This is a genomic window from Salaquimonas pukyongi, assembly GCF_001953055.1.
In the GTDB taxonomy this organism is placed as follows: Bacteria; Pseudomonadota; Alphaproteobacteria; order Rhizobiales; family Rhizobiaceae; genus Salaquimonas; species Salaquimonas pukyongi.
Genome location: NZ_CP019044.1, coordinates 729,749 through 750,885, shown reverse-complemented (window position 1 = coordinate 750,885; position 21,137 = coordinate 729,749). Strand labels below are relative to the sequence as shown.

Below are 21,137 nucleotides of genomic sequence, written 5' to 3'. Positions count from 1 at the left end.
AATTTGCCACATCGCCGGGCTTTACCACAAGTGGCTGCCCGGATTGTATTCAATCCATGGTCATGTGTACGGGCCCGGAACGGCATCACCGCCAGCATACACCTCACGCAGGTTTGAAGCCGGAGGCGATTTAATTTATCGCCATTCCTTGCGGAAGCAATTATGCAAACCTGTTGTTTAGCGCTTCATTCTTGCGGTAATGCGTATGAAACAGGAAAGCCGATGATGCATTCGGGGAAAATTTGTTCCGTTGAAACGCTGGCCGTTGTTTTTCTTGTTGCAGCGACAAGCGCGATGGTTGCCTTGTCTGGCGGGGTTGCTGCAGCAGCAACCTCTCAATGGCAGGATATCGGCGGCGGCAAGGCACGTCTTGTGGCCGTCAAAAACCCGGCAGAAGGAACGCTCAGCGGCCTTGTTGAAGTGCAGCTTAACAAGGGCTGGAAGACCTATTGGCGGGCCCCGGGTTCTTCCGGCATTCCACCGGAGTTTGATTTTACCGGTTCTGCTGCAATCGATATCAACCGCGTCCGCTTTCCTGCTCCCAAACTGCTGAAAGCCGGCGAAAGCTCGTTTTTCGGCTATACCGGTACCGTGGCCTTTCCGTTTTACGGACTTGCAGCCGACAGCGGCGAACTTCGGCTCGATCTCCTGATTGGTGTTTGCGAGGAAATCTGCATTCCCGCGACGGCCCGCCTCGCCCTTGCCGCAGGCCAGCTCAACATCAGCGACCCAAAGGCGCAAACGCTAATCATGCTGGCCGAATCCCTGTTGCCGAACGCACCATCGAACGACCTTAATGTCACCGGACTTGAAACGGACGATGGCCGGCTTGAACTGGAAATCCGGTCCGATGTTGCGGCAGAGGATATCCGTGCCGTCATTTGGCCGCGCAATGGCAAATGGGTGTCGGATCCGGTGAAGGTTGTGCGCCGGGACGATGGCAGCCTTCATTCTGCCTTTGAGCCACCCCTTAGCGCCGACCTGCCTGATCCGGCTTCCGGGGAATGGCATTTCGCATTGATTGTGCTGGATGCGGCCAATGGCGCGGTAAAAAAAACCGTCGAAGGCCGTATTGAAAAGGCCGACCGGTAACCGTTTTTCCGCAACCTTTCCCAGGTCATGAACTCGTAAACAGGATCAAAATGACATGACGATCAAGCCCGGCGACACACTGCCAGATGCCGAATTCAAAGTGATCGGCGAAAACGGACCCACGACGGTCTCGGTAAAGGAACTGTTTGAAGGCAGAACCATCGTGCTGTTTGCCGTTCCCGGCGCCTTCACGCCGACCTGCCATGCCAATCACCTTCCCGGGTTTTTGAACCAGTTGAACAACATCAAGGCGAATGGCGTGGACGAAGTGGCCGTTGTCTCGGTCAACGACATGCATGTGATGAACGCCTGGGCAGAGGCAAGCAGCGCCAAGGGCAATATCCTGTTTCTGGCGGACGGGTCGGCCGAATTCACGAAAGCCATCGGAATGGAAAATGACCTGTCGGCTGCCGGCATGGGCCTGCGTTCCCAGCGTTATTCGATGATCGTTGAAGACCGCATCGTCAAATCGCTGAACATAGAGCAAAAGCCGGGCCAGGCCGTGGCGTCGGGTGCGGCGGCCATTCTCGAACAGCTCTCCTGAAGGCCGGGCCAGGTCACAACCTAGAGCCTGGTGCTGCGCTGCCGGATTTGAACGGCTCCATGCCGCGGCGGGCCAGTTCATCGGCCTTTTCATTTTCGGGTATGCCGGCATGCCCCTTTACCCAGTGCCAGGAAACCTGGTGACGTTGACGCGCCTCGTCCAGACGCTGCCAGAGATCGGCATTCTTCACCGGTTTTTTGGCAGCGGTGCGCCATCCGTTCTCTTTCCATGCGGCCAGCCATTCGGTGATGCCGCCCCGCACATATTGCGAGTCGGTATGAAGATGCACCTCGCAGGGCCGCTTCAACGCCTCAAGGGCGCGTATCGCCGCCATAAGCTCCATGCGGTTATTGGTGGTTTCAGCCTCCCCGCCCATCAGCTCCTTTTCATGGCCGCCATAGCGCAGCAAGGCGCCCCAGCCGCCCGGCCCCGGATTGCCCGAGCACGCCCCGTCGGTCCAGATATCAACCCGTGATGTCACGCTTCCTCCAAACCGTAGAGCGCAGCGCTGTCTATGCCCTGGTGAAACTTCAGCTTGGTGATGTATTCAGCCGGATCTTTCGGCGTCACCAGGGCGCCAGGCGGCACGTTGAGCCAGTCATAAAGCCGGGTAAGCAGAAACCGCAGCGCCGAGCCACGGCACAGCATGGGAAGGGCCTCTGTCTCGCCTGCTTCAAGCGGGCGCACTGAGCGGTATCCGCGGATCAGTGCGCGGGCCTTCGTCGTGTTGAACTGATGGTTGCTCTCAAAACACCAGGCATTGAGGCATGTTGCCAAGTCGTAAGCCAGCAGGTCGTTACAGGCAAAATAGAAATCGATAATGCCGGAAAGTTCACCTTTCAGAAAAAAGACATTGTCGGTGAACAGGTCCGCATGGATGACCCCTTCGGGAAGGTCCCGCCGCCAGGCCCCTTCGAGAAAATCGAGTTCCGCTGCGATCATTGCGGCAAGGCCTGGCCTGACCTCGTCTGCGCGGGCTTTCGACTTTTCAAACAGCGGGCGCCAGTCTTCAAGCGTCAGGCCGTTGCGCCGGGTAAGGCTGAAGCCGTTTCCTGCAAGATGCATTTGCGCCAGTGCTTCACCGACCTGGCGGCAGTGAGAGGGCTGCGGGCGGCGCACTTCGAAACCGTCCAGATAGCTGATGATTGCAGCTGGCCGGCCGGCCAGTTCGCCCAGCGCCTCACCGTTTTTCATCCGGATGGGCAAGGGACAGTTGATGCCCCGCTGAGACAGATGCTCCATCAGGCCGAGAAAAAACGGCAGGTCTGCCGCTTCGACCCGTTTTTCATACAGGGTGAGGATGAAATTTCCGGCATCGGTCGTCAGCAGATAGTTCGAGTTCTCCACACCGCCGGCAATGCCCTTCAAGGCATGAAGTTCGCCAATGTCATACAGCGTCAGGTGCGCGGTAATCTGTTCGTCGCTGACTTCGGTGTAAACGGCCAAGCTATTCTCCGTTTACGAAAGCCATGTCGCTGGCGCTTAGTTCAGTGTCCCTGAGATCGCGGGCGACGGGGAACTCCTCGTCCTCGCGGACCGTTTCGGCAAGTTCAACCACGGTCGGCCAGCGCTGCCTGAATGCCTCGATGATCTGGTTGACGAGGATTTCCGGTGCGGAGGCGCCTGCAGAAAGGCCAATGACACGGGCCTCTTCCAGATCATCCCAGGGAATTTCGTGCGCGCCCTGGACCAGCATCGCATTTTTGGCACCGCAATTCCTGGCGACTTCCACCAGACGCATGGAGTTTGACGAATTCGGCGCGCCGACAATGATGAAATAGTCGGCACCTTTCGCCGCCAGTTTGACAGCTTCCTGCCGGTTGGTGGTGGCGTAGCAAATGGATTCAGCGGCAGGATCGGCCAGTGCAGGAAAGCGCTGCTTTAGTGCCCGCAGGATGGCGGCCGTGTCATCCACCGACAAGGTGGTTTGGGTGACATAGCCGAGCATTTCAGGATCCGGCGGCTGATATTTTCCGGCATCTTCCACCGATTCGATCAGCGTGATATCGCCGGGGGAGACCTGGCCCATGGTTCCGATCACTTCGGGATGGCCGGCATGGCCAATCAGCAGCACGTGACGTCCTTTTCGGATGTGGCGCAGCGCCTGTTTGTGCACCTTTGAGACCAGGGGACAGGTCGCATCGAGATAGAGCAGGTTGCGGCTTTCGGCATCTGCCGGAACGGATTTGGGCACACCATGGGCTGAAAAGATGACCGGCTGGGAGGTCGCAGGAATCTGGTCCAGTTCCTGAACGAAAACCGCCCCTTTCGCCTCAAGCCCCTCAACCACATAGCGGTTGTGGACGATCTCGTGGCGAACATAGACCGGCGGGCCATATTTCTTCAGCGCCAGCACCACCATCTGGATGGCGCGGTCCACACCGGCGCAAAAACCCCTGGGGCCGCACAAGCGTAATACTTTCTCGTTTCCGCTGCCGGAATTCATGATCCGAGCGCCTTCCGTTCGTTTACTAGGCGTGCGTACAGGAAACACCCGCCCACGCCAAGCAGGGCAAGCGCGAGGCCAAACCAGGTAATCGCGTATTGAAGGTGATTGTTGGGCAGGTCAATCATGGTGACACCGCCCACCGGCAGGCCGCCGGGATTGGGTGTTTCGCCAGCATCGACAAACAACGGCAGAACGCTGCCCGACATCTTGAAACCCGCCTGTGCGGACATGTTGGAGAGGTCTTTCCAATAATAGATGTTCTTTGCCAGATCGTTGTTGGGGACCACTGCCGAGGGCTTATCACCCGGTGCAGAGCGGGCAAGTCCTGTGATTTCCACTGTACCGGCTGCCTGCCCGTCAGGCCGCGTTGCCGGATCCTTGCGTTCATAGGGAACAAAGCCCCGGTTGACGAACACGATCTGCAAACTGTTGCTGGAACCGGCTTCCAGTTCCAGCGGGGTGTAAACATACCAGCCGGAGGCGCCCTTGTGGGTGGCAAAAAAGTGCTGTTCGCGGTCGTGCAGAAAGCGCCCCTTCAATCGAACCGGAATGTATTCGATGTCGTTTCCCGCCTCGTGCATTGCAACAACTTGGGAAAGCGGCCGGGGTTCGCCAGCGAGGCGCTGCTCGATCTTGGCCAGAAGAGCCTCCTTCCAGACGAGCCGCTTTGCCTGCCATGTTCCCAACCCGCAAAGAACGGCAAAGCCCGTTATCATGGCCACCAGAAGCACCAGAGTCGATCTGCTCATGCAACTACGCCTCGTCCTCAATGTCCAATTGCCCTTCCGCCGCCCTGGTCTTGAACTGCGAAGCGATCATGATGCCCTTCATCGCGCGAAGGGCATATATCGAAAGACCAAAGGTGACCGGCAGCCAGACCAATACATGCAGCCAAACCGGCGGATGAAACAGGGTTTCGAAGGCAAGCGCCAGGCCTGCAACCACGCCGCCCAGCAGCAGGATCACCAGTACGGCCGGACCGTCGCCTTCCTCGGCGAAGGACATGTCGAGACCGCACATGGCGCAGCGGTCCACCGGTACAAGAAGCGACTTGTACAATCGGCCCTCACCGCAACGCGGGCACCGTGCGGCCATTCCAACGGACATCACGGACTGCTCGGGATAATGGGCCTTGTCCCCGGCGCGCCTGGTTTTTCTGGCCATGGAGGTCGGTTTCCCTTGCTGAGAAAGCACTTCAATGAAAACGGGCGGCCCGGTCATCTCCCAAGCCGCCCGTCAATGAATCAGTCTCGCCGGATCAGTGGGCGATGGTGGCGCCCCATGAACCCCAAAGATAGATGGCGAAGAACAGGAACAGCCATACAACGTCGACGAAGTGCCAGTACCAGGCAGCCGCCTCGAAACCGAAATGCTGTTGTGGCGTGAAATGCCCGGCCATGGCGCGGATCAGGCAAACGATCAGGAAAATCGTTCCCACCAGCACGTGGAAGCCATGGAAGCCGGTCGCCATGAAGAAGGTCGCGCCATAAATCGAATCCTTGAAGGCGAACGGCGCGTGGGCGTACTCGTAAAACTGTACATAGGAAAACAGAATGCCGAGCGCGATGGTCAATCCCAGCATCAGCTTCAGCATTCCGCGCTCGTTGTGGAGCAGTGCGTGATGTGCCCAGGTTACGGTGGTACCGGAAAGCAGCAGGATGATCGTGTTGAACAGCGGCAGGTGGAGGGGATCCAACACCTCAATGCCTTCAGGCGGCCAGACGCCACCGGTAAATTCGGTGCGGGCCACTTGCGCCGCTTCGCCCGGATACAGGCTTGCATCGAAAAACGCCCAGAACCAGGCAACGAAGAACATTACCTCCGAGGCGATGAAGAGCAGCATGCCATAGCGCAGGTGCATGGAAACGACCTTGGTGTGATGGCCTGTATGGGCCTCCTTCACCGTATCGCTCCACCAGGCGAACATGGTGTAGATCACGATCAGCAGGCCGACGAACAACAGCCACGGGTTTGCAAGATCCAAGCCGCCAACGAGGAACTCGTTGCCGTTGTTCCAGCGCATGTAGGAGACGCCGCCGATGGCCGTGAGCAGGCCGCCAATGCCGCCGATCAGCGGCCACGGACTTGGATCGATAATGTGATAGTCGTGATTGACGTTGTGTGTATCAGCCATGTTCAGCTCCCGTAATCCTCCCGCGTATTAACGCAGGCAATTCCAATTTCAAAGCCTGTTTTCCGCTTCCCCGCCGGTTTCCTTCCTCGACGGTGAGTCAAGAACTGCCAGCGGCTTCTCCTCTGCTTCCTGCTTAAAGAAGGTATAGGAAAGCGTAATCGTCCTGATGTCTTTGGTTTCCTCGGTTTCCGCCAAATCGGGATCGACAAAGAAAACCACCGGCATGATCATTTCTTCGCCAGGCTGCAGGGTGGTTTTTGTAAAGCAGAAACACTCGATCTTGTTGAAATAGGCGCCTGCAGATTGCGGCGTGACGTTGAAGGTGGCGGTGGCGGTCAGCGGCTTGCTGCCGAGATTTTTTGCACGATAGGCAATCTCGCGCGTCTCGCCGAGCTTGATCGTGACGCCGCGCTCCACCGGAGCAAACTCCCAGGCAAGACCCTTTTGGGTGTTGGCGTCAAACCGCACCTTAATTTCCTGATCGATGATCCGAATTCCCTCCGAATTGACGGCAAGCTGAGTGGTGCCCCCATATCCGGTGACGCGGCAAAACAGGTCATAGAGCGGCACCGCCGCATAGGCCATGCCCGTCATGAACACGACTGCCGATACGCAGGCGACCACGACACGGCGATTGGCACTGCCTGCGGTCCTGGCCGGGATTTCTGCTTCAGGCTTCATGGTTACAACGGCCTCACAAGCACATTTGCACCGAGCTTTGCCCAGGTTGCCACGTACAAGATGATGACAAAGGCAGCCAGTGCGATGGCGATGGCGATGTTGCGTGCGCGCTGGGCCTTGTGGCGGCGGGTTTCCAGCTCGCTTTCGTCAACGGTATTGTCCGGTTTTGCCATGGCCTAACCCAGCATCGCGGCAAGCCCCGGCAGGGCAGCTTCAAGAATAAGCGTGCCGAACAGCACGAACAGATAAACAATCGAATAGGCAAACAGCCGTTTTGCCGGCACCATCGCCGCATCGTCGGAGGGCATGCGCCAGCAGCGAAATGCAAACCACAGAAAGGCTGCCCCCGCAAGAGCGGACACAATGCCATAGGCAGGGCCCGCAAATCCCATGACATAGGGCAGGACGCCGACGGGAGCGAGCAACAAGGAATAGGCGAAAATCTGGTTCTGGGTGGAACGGTTTCCGGCGACGTTCGGCATCATCGGAACGCCGACCTTCTCATAATCGCCGGCCTTGAACAGCGCCAGCGCCCAGAAATGCGGCGGGGTCCAGATGAAGATGATGGCAAAAAGGGCGAGGCTTTCAAGCGACACGCTGTTGGTCACCGCGGCCCAGCCGATCATCGGCGGAAAAGCGCCTGCCGCTCCGCCAATGACAATGTTCTGCGGTGTCGAGCGTTTCAGCCACATGGAGTAGATGACGGCGTAGAAGAATATCGTGAAGGCAAGCAGGCCGGCTGAAAGCCAGTTGACGAGAACGCCCAGCACGAAAACGGAAAAGAACGAAAGCGTGAGGCCGAACGCCAATGCCTCCTGCCGGCTGACACGGCCGGAGGGAATGGGGCGTTTAGCCGTGCGGGTCATGACCGCATCGATGTCGGCATCGAACCACATGTTGAGCGCACCGGAGGCGCCAGCGCCCACGGCAATGCACAAGATGGCGATCAGGGCCAGAACCGGATGCAGGCTGCCTGGCGCAATCACCAGGCCGCAAATGGCGGTAAACACCACCAGTTTCATGACGCCCGGCTTCAAAAGCTCGAAATAATCCGACGGCATGGCGGTCGATGCCGCCACGCTGCCCGTTGTTTCGCTTCTTTCAAACGTTTCCGCCATTGCCTGCTGCAACCCCGGCCTTTGCTGATGAACCAGCCGCCGGAGCAAACCCCGGCGGCAGTATCGGATAATGCCCTACTTGATCTTCGGCAGGGTTTCCCACTGGTGATAGGGCGGCGGCGAAGGCAGCTGCCATTCCAGTGTCGTGGCCCCTTCACCCCAGGGATTGTCGCCGGCAACGCGCTTCTTCTGGAAAGCTTCGACAATGCCCCACAGGAAGATCAGCACTGCAAAGCCGGAGATATACGATCCCCAGGAGGAAACCGCATTCCAGCCGGCAAAAGCATCGGGATAGTCGATGTAGCGGCGCGGCATGCCGGCAAGGCCGAGGAAGTGCTGCGGGAAGAATACCAGGTTCACCCCGATGAAGGTCAGCCAGAAATGGGTTTTCGCCAGGAACGAATTGTACATGTAACCGGTCATCTTCGGGAACCAGTAATACCAGGCCGCAAACATTGCGAAGACGGCACCCAGAGACAGCACATAGTGGAAGTGGGCCACGACAAAATAGGTGTCATGGAAGGCGCGGTCGAGCCCGGCATTGGCAAGCTGCACGCCGGTTACACCGCCCACCGTGAACAGGAAGATGAAGCCGATTGCCCACACCATTGGTGTGCGGAAGGTGATCGAGCCGCCCCACATGGTGGCGATCCACGAGAAGATTTTAACGCCGGTGGGCACCGCGATGACCATGGTGGCGAAGACGAAATATCGCTGCGTATCGAGCGACAGGCCGACCGTATACATGTGGTGGGCCCATACGATGAAGCCGACAGCGCCGATGGCGATCATTGCCCAGGCCATGCCCTGATAGCCGAAGATCGGCTTGCGGGAGAAGGTGGAGATGATGTGGCTGACGATGCCGAAGCCCGGCAGGATCAGGATGTACACTTCCGGGTGACCGAAGAACCAGAACAGGTGCTGGAACAGGATCGGATCACCGCCGCCTTCGGGAACAAAGAACGTCGTGCCGAAGTTACGGTCGGTCAGCAGCATGGTGATCGCGCCGGCCAATACCGGCAGCGACAGCAACAGCAGGAACGCCGTAATCAGGATCGACCATGCAAACAGCGGCATTTTGAACAGCGTCATGCCGGGGGCCCGCATGTTGAAAATGGTGGTGATGAAGTTGATGGCACCGAGAATGGACGAGGCACCGGCAAGGTGCAGCGACAAAATGGCAAGGTCCATCGCTGGCCCCGGCATGTTGCCGGCTCCCGTACAGGGCGCATAGACTGTCCAGCCGCAGCCTACACCATTGGCGCCCGCGGGTCCTTCAACAAAAATCGAAAGGACGAGCAGAAAAAGTGCCGGTGGAAGCAGCCAGAAGGAAATGTTGTTCATGCGCGGAAATGCCATGTCCGGCGCGCCGATCATGATCGGCACCATCCAGTTGGCAAACCCGCCGATCAGCGCCGGCATCACCATGAAGAAGATCATGATCAGGCCGTGGCCGGTCACGAAAACGTTGTAGACATGGGGATCGGAGAAAAACTGCAGGCCGGGCTCATGCAATTCGGCCCGGATCATGATTGACAGAAAACCGCCGACGATGCCGGAAATGATCGCAAAGATCAGATAAAGCGTTCCGATGTCCTTGTGGTTTGTTGAATAGAACCACCGCTTGAAAAATGGCGGTTTGTGATCGTGAGCGTCACCATATGCCGCTGTTGCCATGATCGGTTTCTCCCAATGTGTCTTTAATCAAGACGAATTCGTTGTTCCGGCGCCGGTCAGTTTCCGGCGACCTTGATGCCTTTTTCGGTGTCGATGGATGCCATCAGCGCCTTGTTGGCCGCTTCCACATCGTCGACCGCTGCCGCTTTCCATGCTGCAAACTGTGCATCGGAAACAACGCGGATCGCAATCGGCATGAAGGCGTGGTCGCGGCCGCAAAGCTCTGAACACTGGCCGTAGTAAAGGCCTTCACGTTCTGCCTTGAACCAGGTTTCGTTGTTGCGGCCGGGGATGCCGTCAATTTTGACCCCGAATGCGGGCAGTGCAAAGCTGTGGATGACGTCGGCTGCGGTCACGAGCACGCGAACCATCTTGCCAACCGGCACCACCAATTCGTTGTCGACTGCCAGGAGGCGGGGATATGTCGAGAGATCATCCTTGCCATAGTCGGCAGCTTCGCCGTCGCGCAGCATGATCGAGTCGAACGACACTTCTTCCCCGTCCTGATATTCATAGCCCCAGTACCACTGATATCCGGTTGCCTTGACCGTCAGGGCGGGCTCCTCTTCGGGGGCGAGCTGGGCGTTGAGGAGATTGAAGGAAGGGATGGCGATGGCGATCAGCACCAAAATGGGTACGCCGGTCCAGATGATCTCCACAAGCGTGTTGTGGGTGGTACGGGATGGATTGGGGTTTGCCTTGGCATTGAACCGAACCATGACGATCAACAAAAGCGCCATGACGAAAAGGGTGATCGGCGTGATGAACCAGAAGGTGTAGACGCCGAACCAGTCAATGTCCCGCATCATCTGTGAGCCTGAACTCTGAAACCACATCTGCCAGGGTTCCGGCTGGGCGGCGCGGGCTGCGGCGGTCGTGGCCATCAGCATGCCGATGGCGGCAATCAATTTGGAAACGAGTTTCATCCCGTTCATCTCCTGTCGTTATGCTGTTTGCGGCAGGTCCATATTCTCCCCTGCCAGCGGCAGGCAAGAACCGGACACACCGAAATCATACCCTCTGGATGCTGGAACCGGACACTACTGCCAAGCTGCTTTGCAAACCGGCTCGCAACACTTCCTCTCAAACTGTATCGTTTAAAACCACAACCGCCGCAGACCTGCAATGGGTTCTTGCGCCGCACCCTGTGGGCGGCGGTGCGGCATTTGGCCCGCTCCGCAAAAGTAACAGGCCCCGGAGGCAACCGAGCCTGCGCCGCAAAATGGCCGATTTCCTGCTTTTTGTGCCTCCAGCGTGGAAGAAACACCTTATTTGAACGCAGGCGGGCAGCAAAACGACAATGGCGTCCAATTCCTGACAAGGACCTGCGCTTGGTATTGCGTAATTCCGCATTTGAGGCCAATGGAGGAGAATCACACACTGCTGGACGATGCTTGCGGGTCCGTTGAGCGGTATTACAGCCATCCCGTTGGGGCATGTTGAAACAAAGTGTGCTACTGATTCGAGCAATGCGGACATTCCTTTTTCCAAACCGGCACGGTTCTGCCGTCACGATACCAGCACCGGCAGGTCTCCTGTCTTTGGCAATCCTTTTGTCGATCGCCACGGCGCTGATGGTGCCATTTGCGTTTCCTGCATCTGCCCAGGGCGTGATGAAATCGCGATACGGCGAATGGGCGCTGGTCTGTGATACCCCGCCAGGTGCATCGGGCGAGCAATGCGCCCTGGTGCAGAACGTGGTTGCAGAAGACCGGCAGGAGATGGGGCTTTCCGTTGTGATCCTGCGGACCGCCGACCGCAAGGCCGAATTGCTTCGGGTGCTGGCACCGCTCGGTGTGCTGCTGCCCAACGGGCTGGGCCTCTACATCGACGAGAAGGAAATCGGCAATGCCTTCTTCACGCGCTGCTTCAACGATGGCTGTTATGCAGAGGTCGTGCTGGAAGACAAGCTGGTGGAGGCCTTGAAAAGCGGGAAGACCGCGACCTTCATCGTTTTCCAGACACCCGAGGAAGGCATTGGCATTCCCATCGACCTTACGGGCTTCGGCGACGGCTTTGCCGCCCTGCCATAAATTCTGCCCCCATCACTTCTCGTTTGCGGCGCTTGAAGGCAGATGCCGCCATGCCATAGTGTCACCGGCAATGACCGCTGGACCGGTTACGCCGAGGCCAACCCTGACAAAGGCTTTAAAACCATGGATTCGCTGATTTCGCTATTCGATGCCGACAAGGACGCGCTGGAGCGGCAATTGGGCGATGCGCTGAAGGGCTGCGATGACGGGGAACTTTATCTGGAATATGTGCAGTCCGAACATCTGGCCTTCGACAATGGCAAGCTGAAGGTCGGCAGTTTCAACACCGATCAGGGTTTCGGCTTGCGGGCGGTTGCAGGCGAAGCCACGGCCTATGCCCATTCCGGCGAACTTTCCCTTGCCAGCCTGAAACGGGCAAGCCAGGCCGTTGCCACCATACGCGGCGGATATGAGGGGCATTATGCCGACGCCCCTGTCCGCACCAACCGCCATCTTTACGGCGAACTCAACCCGCTCGCAGATCCCGGGTTTGAGCAGAAAGTGAAACTGCTGCAGGAAATCGATGCCTATGCCCGCAAGAAAGACCCGCGGGTGCGCCAGGTCAGCGCCGCGCTGGGTGCAAGCTGGCAGGTGGTGGAATTGCTGCGCGCCGACGGGCACTGGGTACGCGATGTGCGCCCGATGGTACGGGTCAATGTGAGTGTTGTGGTTGGCGAGGGAGATCGCCAGGAGACCGGCAGCCATGGCATGGGCGGGCGCAAGGGGTTTGGCGAGTTCGTTACCCGGGAACGCTGGCAACACGCAGTCGATGATGCCCTGCGCCAGGCGCTGGTCAACCTGGAAGCTGTCCCCGCACCTGCGGGCACGTTCGACGTGGTGCTTGGCCCCGGCTGGCCGGGTGTCATGCTGCATGAAGCCGTGGGACACGGGCTTGAAGGCGATTTCAACCGCAAGAAGACGTCGGCGTTTTCAGGGCTGATGGGCGAACAGGTTGCCGCAAAGGGTGTTACGGTGGTCGACGATGGAACCATGGCCGAGCGCCGCGGATCGCTGACCATCGACGATGAAGGCACGCCCACCAACCGGACCGTGCTGATCGAGGACGGCAGGCTGGTCAACTATATGCAGGACCGCCAGAATGCACGCCTGATGGGCATGGCACCAACCGGCAATGGCAGGCGCCAGTCGCATGCGCACCAGCCAATGCCCCGCATGACCAACACCTATATGCTCGGCGGCAGCCATGAGCCGGAGGAAATAATCACTTCGGTCAAGGACGGCATATTCGCCGTTTCCTTCGGCGGCGGGCAGGTCGATATCACATCAGGAAAGTTCGTTTTCAACTGCACCGAGGCCTACCGGATCCGTGACGGCAAGAAGGCCGAACCCATCAAGGGGGCCAACCTGATCGGCTCCGGCCCGCCGGCAATGAAACGGGTAGCCATGGTTGGCAACGACATGGCGCTCGACCCCGGCATGGGCATGTGCGGCAAGAACGGGCAATCGGTTCCCGTGGGTGTCGGCCAGCCCACCCTGCGCATGAATGAGGTTACCGTCGGCGGAACGGGGGTTTGACGGCAAATCTCCTTGTCACGAACCCGGCAGTGGCAGTTTGTCGGGATTGCGCATCATGTATATCCAGTTGATGCGGCCGCTCTCATCGAAGGAAACCGAATAAAGCATGTCATCCTGCGAGCCTTCGAGGATTGCAAACCCGGTTCTGCCATTGACCCGCACCGGCTTTAGAGGCGTCATGTGCTCCAGCTTTGCAGCCAGTGCCATGGTAACCTGCGCAACTTCTGCTGCTCCATACAGGATACGCAGCGCAGCGCGGCGTTTTCCGCCACCATCTGAAACGGCAATCACATCCGGCGCCAGCAGCGATAGCGCGGTTTGATGATCTGCAGCTGCACAGGCCTGCACAAACTGCGAAACCGCCTCAAGGTGGGCGGATTTTTCAGCAACAAATCGCGGCTTGGCCTTACGAAGGTTCGCCCTGGCCCGGCTGACCAGTTTTCTGCAGGCCGTTTCGCTTTTGCCAAGAACGCCGGCAAGTTCGTCATAGCCCGCATCGAAAACTTCCCGCAGAATGAATGCCGCCCGTTCCTCTTCGCTCAGGCGCTCCATCGCCCATAAGAGCGCCAACTCACATTCACGCGCCTTAGAAAACGTGTCTTCCGGCGAGGGAGCGCTTTCTTCGATCAACGGTTCGGGCAGCCACGGCCCGACATAGCGTTCACGGCGGGCGCGGGCCGAACGCAGAGCATCGATTGCAAGACGGGTGGTAATGGTTCTCAGCCAGGCCGGCGGAGAGCGCACTGAATCATCCCCCTTCTGCGCCCACAAAATCCATGCTTCCTGAACGATGTCCTCGGCAGCGGCCCTCTCGCCCAGCATCCGGTATGCAATCGAAATCAGGTTCGGCCGCTCAGCTTCGAAAATCGCCAGTTTGCCGGCCGGCATGTTTCCTGTTTTCATTTCCTCTCCTGGCAGTTTGGCGGTCACATGTCATGCCTGCAGTAATTCCGGTCTCTTCGGCCGCACGAACACAGGTTCGCCGCCCAAATTCAACTGGGTACAGGCACTGCCATGTCCCAGTCCGCGCTTTAAAACCGGATAGGCCCGGCAACTGGCGGCAGCATATGCTGCACAAACAAGCGCTTTCTTTCCATGAGCTGAAACGATTTCGCCGGAGAGTTTTTCCAGATCCGGTTCTTCGCCAATTGCCGCACGTGCGAACCTGTAGCCAAGACCGGCAACTCCGGCGGTACTAAAATCGCCCGCCAAACAAGCTTTCAACAGGTTTGGGTCAACCCCGCTTTCAACCGCATTGTCGACAATAAGTTGGGCACAGGGGCCGCAATCGCCATCCAGAACCGATGCAAGCGCTGCCCCGGCCCACAACTCCGGTACAGGGCCGCGCATCTGGGAGAGCATGGGAAGCCCGAAATAGCGAAGGCCCGCTGACGTGGAGATGTCGATTACCTCGTGCATGTAACCGGCATCATAGTCATAACCTTGTTCAAAGCGGCCAAGCATCTTGTGGAGTATCCACTTCAACATGATCAGCCCCTCCCCTGTGTTTGGCCAAATCGGAACAGCATTGATCCGGCGGCGATGCACGCAAGCAGGGCAGGCGGCACGGTGGCGGCCAAGTCCGCCGCCAGCATCTGCGGCGGCATGGCAGCGTGACCAAACCCTTCCCCGATATGCATAAGTGCGTGCAGGACCGGCCAGATGGCCGCCCCCACGGCCAGCTCGGCAATGCCCGAACGCACCGACCAAAGAAAAAGCAGCGCGCTCGCCAGCATGGCAAAGGCGATGTCGGCAGCAAAGTGGTGATTTAGCGGCCCGGTCAGGGAGACACCGGGCACGGTATTATAAAAATGACCCGGGGCGAAGAGCATATACAGCCCGGCAATGCCGTAATACGCCCCCAGCAGGATCAGCAGGGATTTCATCATGATTTGCTCCTTTCAAATACATGACGAAACAGGCTTTCGGTTTGTGACAACAGGACAGGCAGAAAACCGGAGAGGTGAATCTGGCCGGTTCCGGCCCGCCTGCGACGAAACGGTTGCGATGATCGGTAGCGACATGGCACTTGATCCGGGCACGGGCATGAATGAGGTCACCGGCAATGGGATGGGAGTTTAGGGAGCAACGGGTATAGACACCCGCACTAAGATTATAGTATACGCCTTGAAACTATAATCCTAAGACCGCAGATGATAGGCCCCTATGATGAACCCCGATGAGTTTATAGGATCTTCCAGCGGCACTATAATCCCCACCGTCGAAGGCCAAATGGCATTTGTGCCAAATTCTCTCCCACCTGCAATCAATTACCCCGCAATCATGGAAGCCTTTGAGAAAGCCGCAATGGCAATCGGGGAATTGAACAAAGCCGGACAACAGCTTGAGAACCCCTATCTTGTGATTAACCCTCTGCAGCGGCAGGAAGCACTGCGTTCTTCTGATATGGAAGGTACTTACACCACCGCCAATGCGCTGGTTCTGGCGGAAGCTGATGAAGAGAAATACGTCGATCCGCCCGCAATTGAAGTACGTAACTACATTCGTGCATTCAACTACGCACAGGACAAGCTGGACGAACTACCGCTATCTGGACGCCTGATCAAAGGTATCCATGAAAAACTGCTGCAAAATGTGCAAAAGAAACGGGGAGCCAATCAGCGCCCGGGCGAATATAAAAACAGTCAGAACTTTATCGGCGGCAGTGGGCGGCAAATGAAGGATGCGCGCTTCGTACCGCCGCCGCCAAAAGAGGCTGAGGATGCGATGGCCGATCTTGAGCGATATCTAAACCGGGAGGAAAGTGGCGGCATATCTCCATTAATTGACGCCGCGCTGATACACTATCAATTCGAGACCATTCACCCTTTCAGTGATGGAAACGGCCGTGTGGGACGCATCCTGATCCCGATCCATCTCATGGCAAAAGGCGTTTTGGAGAAACCGTTGCTGTTTATAAGTCCGGTAGTGGAAGGAAAAAAGGAAGAGTATGTCGACAGCATGCTCACAGTTTCCAAAACCGGCGATTGGGATCAATGGTTGAACTTTTTTCTGTCTGCTATTGTCGATGCCTGCAGTAACTCAAACAAGACGATCGAGCGACTCATCGCATTGCGGGACCGGTTTCGCAGCCGTATGGCAGAGATTGGCATGTCTGCTCGAAATCTGAGCCTGGCCGACCAAATGTTTGTGTCGCCGGTAATCTCCATCCCGGAGGCAGCCAACCATATGGGTGTCACCTATGCCGCCGCGAAGAACACTGTTGACCGCATGACAACGCTCGGAATTCTTCGAGAACTCGACTTCACCAGTCAACCCCGGCAATACATCTGCATGGAAGTGCTGCGCGCAACGGATCCAGATTTTGTGGACGAAATTTAACATCTGATTGAATTCACTTCATGAACCATCTCAAAACCATCGCCTTCGATGCCGATGACACGCTGTGGCATACCGAACAGTATTTCCAGCTGACCCAGCATCATTTCAAAATGCTGCTGGCCGACCATGCCGAGCCGGACCATCTGTCCCGGCGCATCCTCGAAGCGGAAAAACGAAACATCAAGCATTTCGGCTATGGCGTTAAGAGCTTTACCCTATCGATGATCGAAACCGCCATCGAGGTGACCGACGGCCGGGTGCCGGCATCGGTCATCCAGCAGATCGTCGATGCCGGGCGCGACATGATGGCAAGCCCGGTGGAACTGCTGCCCCATGTGGCTGAGACGCTGGAGACGCTTGCTGACGGTTACACCATTGCCCTGATCACCAAGGGCGATCTGTTTGACCAAGAGCGCAAGCTGGCACAATCGGGCCTGGGCGAGCTTTTCGATCTGGTCGAGGTGGTTTCGGAAAAGACGGCCGAAACCTATCGCCGCATTTTCGATCCGCTCGAAGGCGGCGTTGGAGCTGCGATGATGGTCGGCAATTCGCTGAAATCCGACGTCGTTCCGGCGCTTGAAGCAGGCGCCTGGGGCGTGTACGTACCCCATGAACTGACCTGGGAACTGGAACTTGCCGAAGAGCCCGAAGGGGCTGAACGGTACCGGCGCATCGAGGATCTCTCCGGCCTTTCCAGGGTCCTTGACGCCGGAAAATGATTGAGACGGAAAACCTGCCATGAAACCCGACCGGGCAACGCTTGAAGCCGCCACCAGCCATGTCAACGCGGCACCACGCGATGGCGCAACCATTGAAATGCTGTGCAACCGGCCGGATTTCGGCAAGCGCAATTTTACCGACCGGTTGACGGTTACCCGGTCAGGTGGCGTTGAGAACTGCCGGTGGACGAAACATCCCTGGATGAGGATGGAGGATGGCTCACCCGATCCGCGCATTCAGGTTTGCGTGCTGCAGCGCCGGGTGCTTGATCTTGTGTGGAAGGAAGGCGAGGACACCGTTCACCCGGGCGATACGTTCATTGCCGACATGACGATGAGCGAAGAAAACCTTCCGGCCGGCACTTTACTGCGCGCCGGCAGTGCCATGCTGCGGGTTTCCGATGTCTGGAACAATGCCTGCACCAAGTGGAAGGCGCGCTATGGCGCGGATGCGCTGGACTGGGTGCGGGCCAGTCCCGAACTGCGGCTGCGCGGCATATTGTGCGAAATCGTCGAGGACGGCGTGCTGGAAAACGGCGCCCGGGTAGAGAAAGTCTAACCCGGTCCCCTACGGATACAGCCGCGACACCTGCCAATCGCCTTCAGGTTCATCGCGGTCAAAGCGGACACGGTCGTGCAGGCGGAACTGGCCATCCGACCAGAATTCGATGGAAACCGGCTTGATGCGGAACCCGGACCAATAGCCGGGCCTTGGCACCTCGCCAACGCCGAATTTCGCCGACCAGACGGCCACCGCCTTTTCCAGCGCGAAACGGCTTTCCAGCGGACGCGACTGTTTGGAAGCGTGAGCGCCGATACGGCTGCCGCGCGGCCTGGAGAAGAAATACTCATCGGCCTCCGCGTCGCTGACCACCTCCACGGGGCCGCGAAAGCGCACCTGTTTGCGTTGCGATTTCCAGTGGAAATTGGCAGCTGCCTTGCCGCTTGCCTGAAGTTCGCTGCCTTTCTGGCTTTCGAAATTGGTAAAGAAGACAATGCCCCGCTCGTCCCAGCGCCGCATCAGCACCATGCGCACATTGGGCATGCCCTGGGCATCAACCGTGGCAAGCGACATGGCTGTCGGATCATTGGGCTCGCTCTTTTCCGCCAGCGCCAGCCATTCGGCAAATTGCCTGAACGGTTCGCTGCTTTCAGCCATATTGCGCGAATTTGCCATCAAAATACCTTTCCCTTGCCGCATTTGGCCGCGAAGTCGTTACCTTTCCTTAATACGATCAGCGCAAACTAGGCCATCGCCTTAAATCAGAGTATCGCGTGGGGCAGCACATGCATAGCGGAAGACCGCCTTTCCGCTCCGGAATAGGCCGGAAACGTGACGGGTTTCAAGCAGGATTTCATCAGCCGGCGGCACGCCTTGCCTGCCTTGCGCTGGCTGCTGTGCTCGCTACCGGCTGCGCCCTGAACAAGCCCTTTGCCGCGCTTGAAAGCGATCCTGAAATCATCACCAGTTCCGTCACCAAGCCTGTTGAGGCACAAGGTGTCGACCCTCGCGACGCCGAAACCATCAAAATGGCGGTGGCGCAGGCTCAATCGAGCAACGCAGATACCCATCTTCTGGCTTGGAGCAATCCTGAAACCGGCAGCAGCGGCACGATCACCGCGATCGACCAGTTTGTCGGCAGCCACGGGCAGTCCTGCAAGAAGTTCCGCACCACCGTGGACAGTTTCATGGGCATTTCGCTGTACAATGGCGAAACCTGCGAACTGAAAAAGGGCCTTTGGGTTCTGTCATGGTTCCTGCGCGACGGCGCAAGCTGATAACGCGCGAAACCACTGGAAAATCGCGCCTTTACCCCCCATATTTCAGCCAACACAACCATGATTGCCCGTTTGATCGCGTTCAACGCATGACGGGCTCACAAAACATCGCGTGAGGAAGACCGTGAGAGACCCATATACGGTTCTGGGGGTCGCGAAAACGGCAAGCGAAGCGGAAATCAAGAAGGCATACCGCAAGCTTGCAAAGAAATGGCACCCCGATCAGAACAAGGAAAATCCCAGGGCGAAGGAAAAATTCGCCGAGATCGGCCAAGCCTATGACATTCTTGGCGACAAGAAGAAGCGTGGCCAGTTCGACCGCGGCGAGATCGACGCCGAGGGCAAGGAAACCTTTGCCGGCTTCGGCGGCTTTCATCCAGGTGGAGGCCAGCGGGGCCAGGGTTCGCCCTTTGGCCAGACAGGCGGACAGGCTGGCGGCCATCCCTTTGGCGGAACCGGCGGCTTTGCCGGGGCAGAAGACATTATCAGCGAACTGTTCGGCCAGGCGTTTGGCGGTGCCCGCGGCGGTGCAGGACCCAATGCCCGCCCAGGCGCCAGAATGGGGCCTGGTCAGGGTGCGGGAAGTCCATTTGGACCAGGGGCACAGGCACGCAAGGGCGCCGACGTGAAAATCAGAACGCCGGTCACCATCGATGATCTGGCACGCGGCAAAACGACGGTCATGCTGCCCGACGGCAGCCGGATTTCGGCATCGCTTCCCGCCGGCGCAAAGGACGGACAGGTCATCCGCCTCAAAGGCAAGGCGAAAGCCGGGCCCGGCCAGGCTGCCGGAGACGTGCTGGTAACGCTGAACTTCAAACCGCACAGCGAATTCCGCGTTGACGGAAGCGACCTGCGCGGCGAGTTGCGCATACCGCTCAACATTGCTGTGCTGGGCGGAACGGTTTCAGTGAGAACCCTGGACGGCAAGGTATCGCTCAAAGTGCCGCCGTGGACGAATTCCGGCAAGGTATTCCGTATTCCCGGCCGCGGCCTGCCACAGAAAAACGGCACTGGCGATCTGAAGCTGACGGCGGTTGTGATGCTGCCGGACGATCCCGACCCAATGCTGGCCGAGCTGCTGAAAGCGAAAAACCCCACCTGATGTTCACGGGCGGACGGGTAATTGCCCGTTCGCCACGCTTGCGGCCTTTCCTGCCCTGTGTCATATCCGGCGCGGTCAGCGTACCGTTTAGTTCGGAGAAAACACCATGCCGGATACCCGTGGATTGATGGCGGGCAAGCGGGGCCTCATTTTGGGGCTCGCCAACACCCGTTCGATTGCCTGGGGCATTGCCAAGGCCTGTGCCGATGCAGGGGCGGAAATCGCCCTCACCTATCAGGGCGAGGCGCTGGCCAAGCGGGTCGTGCCACTGGCTGACGAACTGGGCGCTTGGGTTGCCGGCGAATGCGACGTTTCCGAGGAAGCGAGCATGGATGCGGTGTTTGAGGCCATCGCGGAAAAATGGGGCAAGATCGACTTTCTGGTCCATGCCATCGGATTTTCCGACAAGAACGAGCTGACCGGCCGATATGTGGACACCAGCCCGGGCAATTTCCGCATGACGATGGACATTTCCGTCTTTTCGTTCACCGCGCTGGCACAACGGGCGGAAAAGCTCATGCCCGATGGCGGCTCTATGCTGACACTGACCTATTACGGCGCAGAAAAGGTCATGCCGCACTACAATGTCATGGGCGTTGCCAAGGCAGCACTGGAAGCAAGCGTGCGCTATCTGGCGGTCGATCTTGGCGGCCAGAACATCCGCGTCAACGCGATCTCGGCGGGGCCGATCAAGACGCTGGCGGCCTCGGGCATTGGCGACTTCCGCTACATCCTGAAATGGAACGAATACAATTCACCGCTCAAGCGCACCACGACCATCGAGGAAGTGGGCGATGCCGCGCTATTTCTTCTGTCCGATCTGGGACGCGGCTCCACGGGTGAAGTGCTGCATGTGGATTCGGGCTACCACACGGTCGGCATGAAGGCCGTCGATGCGCCGGACATTTCTGTCGTCAAGGATAACTGA

At 58.2% G+C, this 21,137-nt stretch carries 25 protein-coding genes; 10 read left to right on the top strand and 15 right to left on the bottom strand.

Translation table 11 applies throughout. The features are described 5' to 3' along the window. The first annotated feature begins 225 nt into the window (after positions 1–225). Both BVL55_RS03680 and BVL55_RS03675 read left to right on the top strand, forming a co-directional pair. The gene (locus BVL55_RS03680) at positions 226–1,092 is read left to right on the top strand and encodes a protein-disulfide reductase DsbD domain-containing protein (RefSeq protein WP_205410837.1); all 867 of its coding nucleotides are present in this window, start codon (positions 226–228) and stop codon (positions 1,090–1,092) included. A gap of 55 nt (positions 1,093–1,147) precedes the next feature. Beyond that, complete coding sequence (locus BVL55_RS03675) at positions 1,148–1,636, top strand: peroxiredoxin (protein ID WP_075995779.1); 489 nt, start codon at positions 1,148–1,150, stop codon at positions 1,634–1,636. Positions 1,637–1,649: 13 nt separating this feature from the next. Here BVL55_RS03675 and rnhA read toward each other — a convergent pair whose 3' ends face one another. From rnhA to coxB, 11 genes are all read right to left on the bottom strand, one after another. After that, positions 1,650–2,117: a ribonuclease HI gene (gene rnhA, locus BVL55_RS03670; RefSeq protein WP_075995778.1), complete on the bottom strand. Its 468-nt coding sequence runs from the start codon at positions 2,115–2,117 to the stop codon at positions 1,650–1,652. After that, the gene (gene thrB / locus BVL55_RS03665) at positions 2,114–3,082 is read right to left on the bottom strand and encodes a homoserine kinase (protein WP_075995777.1); all 969 of its coding nucleotides are present in this window, start codon (positions 3,080–3,082) and stop codon (positions 2,114–2,116) included. The genes rnhA and thrB overlap by 4 nt, the downstream gene beginning before the upstream one ends. A 1-nt stretch (position 3,083) precedes the next feature. Then, entirely contained in the window at positions 3,084–4,082 is a 999-nt protein-coding gene (gene ispH / locus BVL55_RS03660; RefSeq protein WP_075995776.1) for a 4-hydroxy-3-methylbut-2-enyl diphosphate reductase, read from the bottom strand. Further along, positions 4,079–4,834 (bottom strand): SURF1 family protein, encoded by a 756-nt coding sequence (locus BVL55_RS03655; RefSeq protein WP_075995775.1) that lies wholly within the window; start codon positions 4,832–4,834, stop codon positions 4,079–4,081. Before BVL55_RS03655 ends, ispH begins: the two co-directional genes overlap by 4 nt. A gap of 4 nt (positions 4,835–4,838) precedes the next feature. After that, entirely contained in the window at positions 4,839–5,249 is a 411-nt protein-coding gene (locus tag BVL55_RS03650) for a DUF983 domain-containing protein (RefSeq protein ID WP_075997864.1), read from the bottom strand. A gap of 94 nt (positions 5,250–5,343) precedes the next feature. Further along, entirely contained in the window at positions 5,344–6,219 is an 876-nt protein-coding gene (locus BVL55_RS03645) for a cytochrome c oxidase subunit 3 (protein WP_075995774.1), read from the bottom strand. A gap of 48 nt (positions 6,220–6,267) precedes the next feature. Then, positions 6,268–6,900: a cytochrome c oxidase assembly protein gene (locus tag BVL55_RS03640; RefSeq protein WP_075995773.1), complete on the bottom strand. Its 633-nt coding sequence runs from the start codon at positions 6,898–6,900 to the stop codon at positions 6,268–6,270. Positions 6,901–6,902: 2 nt separating this feature from the next. Continuing rightward, positions 6,903–7,073: a hypothetical protein gene (locus BVL55_RS16700; RefSeq protein ID WP_162841442.1), complete on the bottom strand. Its 171-nt coding sequence runs from the start codon at positions 7,071–7,073 to the stop codon at positions 6,903–6,905. A gap of 3 nt (positions 7,074–7,076) precedes the next feature. Beyond that, entirely contained in the window at positions 7,077–8,018 is a 942-nt protein-coding gene (cyoE, locus tag BVL55_RS03635) for a heme o synthase (RefSeq protein ID WP_075995772.1), read from the bottom strand. 75 nt (positions 8,019–8,093) lie between these two features. Next, positions 8,094–9,695 (bottom strand): cytochrome c oxidase subunit I, encoded by a 1,602-nt coding sequence (gene ctaD / locus BVL55_RS03630; protein WP_075995771.1) that lies wholly within the window; start codon positions 9,693–9,695, stop codon positions 8,094–8,096. Positions 9,696–9,751: 56 nt separating this feature from the next. After that, the gene (gene coxB, locus BVL55_RS03625; RefSeq protein ID WP_244530585.1) at positions 9,752–10,621 is read right to left on the bottom strand and encodes a cytochrome c oxidase subunit II; all 870 of its coding nucleotides are present in this window, start codon (positions 10,619–10,621) and stop codon (positions 9,752–9,754) included. Positions 10,622–11,269: 648 nt separating this feature from the next. Between coxB and BVL55_RS03620 the strand changes: the two genes are divergently transcribed. Further along, positions 11,270–11,728 (top strand): invasion associated locus B family protein, encoded by a 459-nt coding sequence (locus BVL55_RS03620; protein WP_075997862.1) that lies wholly within the window; start codon positions 11,270–11,272, stop codon positions 11,726–11,728. 123 nt (positions 11,729–11,851) lie between these two features. Then, complete coding sequence (gene tldD, locus BVL55_RS03615) at positions 11,852–13,264, top strand: metalloprotease TldD (protein WP_075997861.1); 1,413 nt, start codon at positions 11,852–11,854, stop codon at positions 13,262–13,264. A gap of 15 nt (positions 13,265–13,279) precedes the next feature. Here the strand turns inward: tldD and sigJ are convergent, their stop codons facing one another. Genes sigJ through BVL55_RS03600 form a run of 3 tightly spaced genes read right to left on the bottom strand, consistent with a single transcriptional unit; the run spans position 13,280 to position 15,153 of the window. Beyond that, on the bottom strand, positions 13,280–14,167 hold the full coding sequence (sigJ, locus tag BVL55_RS03610; RefSeq protein WP_075995770.1) for an RNA polymerase sigma factor SigJ: 888 nt from the start codon (positions 14,165–14,167) through the stop codon (positions 13,280–13,282). Positions 14,168–14,197: 30 nt separating this feature from the next. Continuing rightward, the gene (locus BVL55_RS03605) at positions 14,198–14,752 is read right to left on the bottom strand and encodes a hypothetical protein (RefSeq protein WP_075995769.1); all 555 of its coding nucleotides are present in this window, start codon (positions 14,750–14,752) and stop codon (positions 14,198–14,200) included. Positions 14,753–14,754: 2 nt separating this feature from the next. Beyond that, positions 14,755–15,153 (bottom strand): hypothetical protein, encoded by a 399-nt coding sequence (locus BVL55_RS03600; RefSeq protein ID WP_156892403.1) that lies wholly within the window; start codon positions 15,151–15,153, stop codon positions 14,755–14,757. 277 nt (positions 15,154–15,430) lie between these two features. Here BVL55_RS03600 and BVL55_RS03590 point away from each other — a divergent pair, with 277 nt between their 5' ends. The 3 genes from BVL55_RS03590 to BVL55_RS03580 are packed head-to-tail and all read left to right on the top strand — an operon-like array spanning position 15,431 to position 17,884. After that, on the top strand, positions 15,431–16,606 hold the full coding sequence (locus tag BVL55_RS03590) for a Fic family protein (RefSeq protein WP_083649348.1): 1,176 nt from the start codon (positions 15,431–15,433) through the stop codon (positions 16,604–16,606). Between the two features lie 20 nt (positions 16,607–16,626). Then, complete coding sequence (locus BVL55_RS03585) at positions 16,627–17,325, top strand: HAD family hydrolase (protein WP_075995765.1); 699 nt, start codon at positions 16,627–16,629, stop codon at positions 17,323–17,325. Between the two features lie 19 nt (positions 17,326–17,344). Continuing rightward, positions 17,345–17,884 (top strand): hypothetical protein, encoded by a 540-nt coding sequence (locus BVL55_RS03580; RefSeq protein WP_075995764.1) that lies wholly within the window; start codon positions 17,345–17,347, stop codon positions 17,882–17,884. A 9-nt stretch (positions 17,885–17,893) separates the two neighbouring features. On the opposite strand, the gene pdxH is transcribed toward BVL55_RS03580, so the two are convergent. Then, the gene (gene pdxH / locus BVL55_RS03575; RefSeq protein ID WP_156892402.1) at positions 17,894–18,502 is read right to left on the bottom strand and encodes a pyridoxamine 5'-phosphate oxidase; all 609 of its coding nucleotides are present in this window, start codon (positions 18,500–18,502) and stop codon (positions 17,894–17,896) included. A 110-nt stretch (positions 18,503–18,612) separates the two neighbouring features. On the opposite strand from pdxH, the gene BVL55_RS03570 reads away from it, so the two are divergent. The 3 genes from BVL55_RS03570 (at position 18,613) to fabI (ending at position 21,137) form a co-directional block, all read left to right on the top strand. After that, complete coding sequence (locus tag BVL55_RS03570; protein ID WP_075995763.1) at positions 18,613–19,104, top strand: RT0821/Lpp0805 family surface protein; 492 nt, start codon at positions 18,613–18,615, stop codon at positions 19,102–19,104. A gap of 124 nt (positions 19,105–19,228) precedes the next feature. Then, positions 19,229–20,209, top strand: a complete 981-nt coding sequence (locus tag BVL55_RS03565) for a DnaJ C-terminal domain-containing protein (protein ID WP_075995762.1) — start codon at positions 19,229–19,231, stop codon at positions 20,207–20,209. Between the two features lie 106 nt (positions 20,210–20,315). Continuing rightward, on the top strand, positions 20,316–21,137 hold the full coding sequence (gene fabI, locus BVL55_RS03560; protein ID WP_075995761.1) for an enoyl-ACP reductase FabI: 822 nt from the start codon (positions 20,316–20,318) through the stop codon (positions 21,135–21,137).

Excerpts from the sequence above, each read along its gene's own strand:
- BVL55_RS03620 (WP_075997862.1), top strand. The coding sequence starts at position 11,270 with ATGGTGCCATTTGCGTTTCCTGCATCTGCCCAGGGCGTGATGAAATCG.
- BVL55_RS03680 (WP_205410837.1), top strand. The coding sequence starts at position 226 with ATGCATTCGGGGAAAATTTGTTCCGTTGAAACGCTGGCCGTTGTTTTT.
- BVL55_RS03605 (WP_075995769.1), bottom strand. The coding sequence starts at position 14,752 with ATGTTGAAGTGGATACTCCACAAGATGCTTGGCCGCTTTGAACAAGGT.
- ispH (WP_075995776.1), bottom strand. The coding sequence starts at position 4,082 with ATGAATTCCGGCAGCGGAAACGAGAAAGTATTACGCTTGTGCGGCCCC.
- fabI (WP_075995761.1), top strand. The coding sequence starts at position 20,316 with ATGCCGGATACCCGTGGATTGATGGCGGGCAAGCGGGGCCTCATTTTG.
- BVL55_RS03675 (WP_075995779.1), top strand. The coding sequence starts at position 1,148 with ATGACGATCAAGCCCGGCGACACACTGCCAGATGCCGAATTCAAAGTG.
- cyoE (WP_075995772.1), bottom strand. The coding sequence starts at position 8,018 with ATGGCGGAAACGTTTGAAAGAAGCGAAACAACGGGCAGCGTGGCGGCA.
- BVL55_RS03645 (WP_075995774.1), bottom strand. The coding sequence starts at position 6,219 with ATGGCTGATACACACAACGTCAATCACGACTATCACATTATCGATCCA.
- tldD (WP_075997861.1), top strand. The coding sequence starts at position 11,852 with ATGGATTCGCTGATTTCGCTATTCGATGCCGACAAGGACGCGCTGGAG.
- pdxH (WP_156892402.1), bottom strand. The coding sequence starts at position 18,502 with ATGGCAAATTCGCGCAATATGGCTGAAAGCAGCGAACCGTTCAGGCAA.
- BVL55_RS03650 (WP_075997864.1), bottom strand. The coding sequence starts at position 5,249 with ATGGCCAGAAAAACCAGGCGCGCCGGGGACAAGGCCCATTATCCCGAG.
- BVL55_RS03590 (WP_083649348.1), top strand. The coding sequence starts at position 15,431 with ATGATGAACCCCGATGAGTTTATAGGATCTTCCAGCGGCACTATAATC.
- BVL55_RS03600 (WP_156892403.1), bottom strand. The coding sequence starts at position 15,153 with ATGATGAAATCCCTGCTGATCCTGCTGGGGGCGTATTACGGCATTGCC.
- coxB (WP_244530585.1), bottom strand. The coding sequence starts at position 10,621 with ATGAAACTCGTTTCCAAATTGATTGCCGCCATCGGCATGCTGATGGCC.
- BVL55_RS03655 (WP_075995775.1), bottom strand. The coding sequence starts at position 4,834 with ATGAGCAGATCGACTCTGGTGCTTCTGGTGGCCATGATAACGGGCTTT.
- BVL55_RS03580 (WP_075995764.1), top strand. The coding sequence starts at position 17,345 with ATGAAACCCGACCGGGCAACGCTTGAAGCCGCCACCAGCCATGTCAAC.
- BVL55_RS03570 (WP_075995763.1), top strand. The coding sequence starts at position 18,613 with ATGCATAGCGGAAGACCGCCTTTCCGCTCCGGAATAGGCCGGAAACGT.
- sigJ (WP_075995770.1), bottom strand. The coding sequence starts at position 14,167 with ATGAAAACAGGAAACATGCCGGCCGGCAAACTGGCGATTTTCGAAGCT.
- BVL55_RS03585 (WP_075995765.1), top strand. The coding sequence starts at position 16,627 with ATGAACCATCTCAAAACCATCGCCTTCGATGCCGATGACACGCTGTGG.
- ctaD (WP_075995771.1), bottom strand. The coding sequence starts at position 9,695 with ATGGCAACAGCGGCATATGGTGACGCTCACGATCACAAACCGCCATTT.
- BVL55_RS16700 (WP_162841442.1), bottom strand. The coding sequence starts at position 7,073 with ATGGCAAAACCGGACAATACCGTTGACGAAAGCGAGCTGGAAACCCGC.
- BVL55_RS03640 (WP_075995773.1), bottom strand. The coding sequence starts at position 6,900 with ATGAAGCCTGAAGCAGAAATCCCGGCCAGGACCGCAGGCAGTGCCAAT.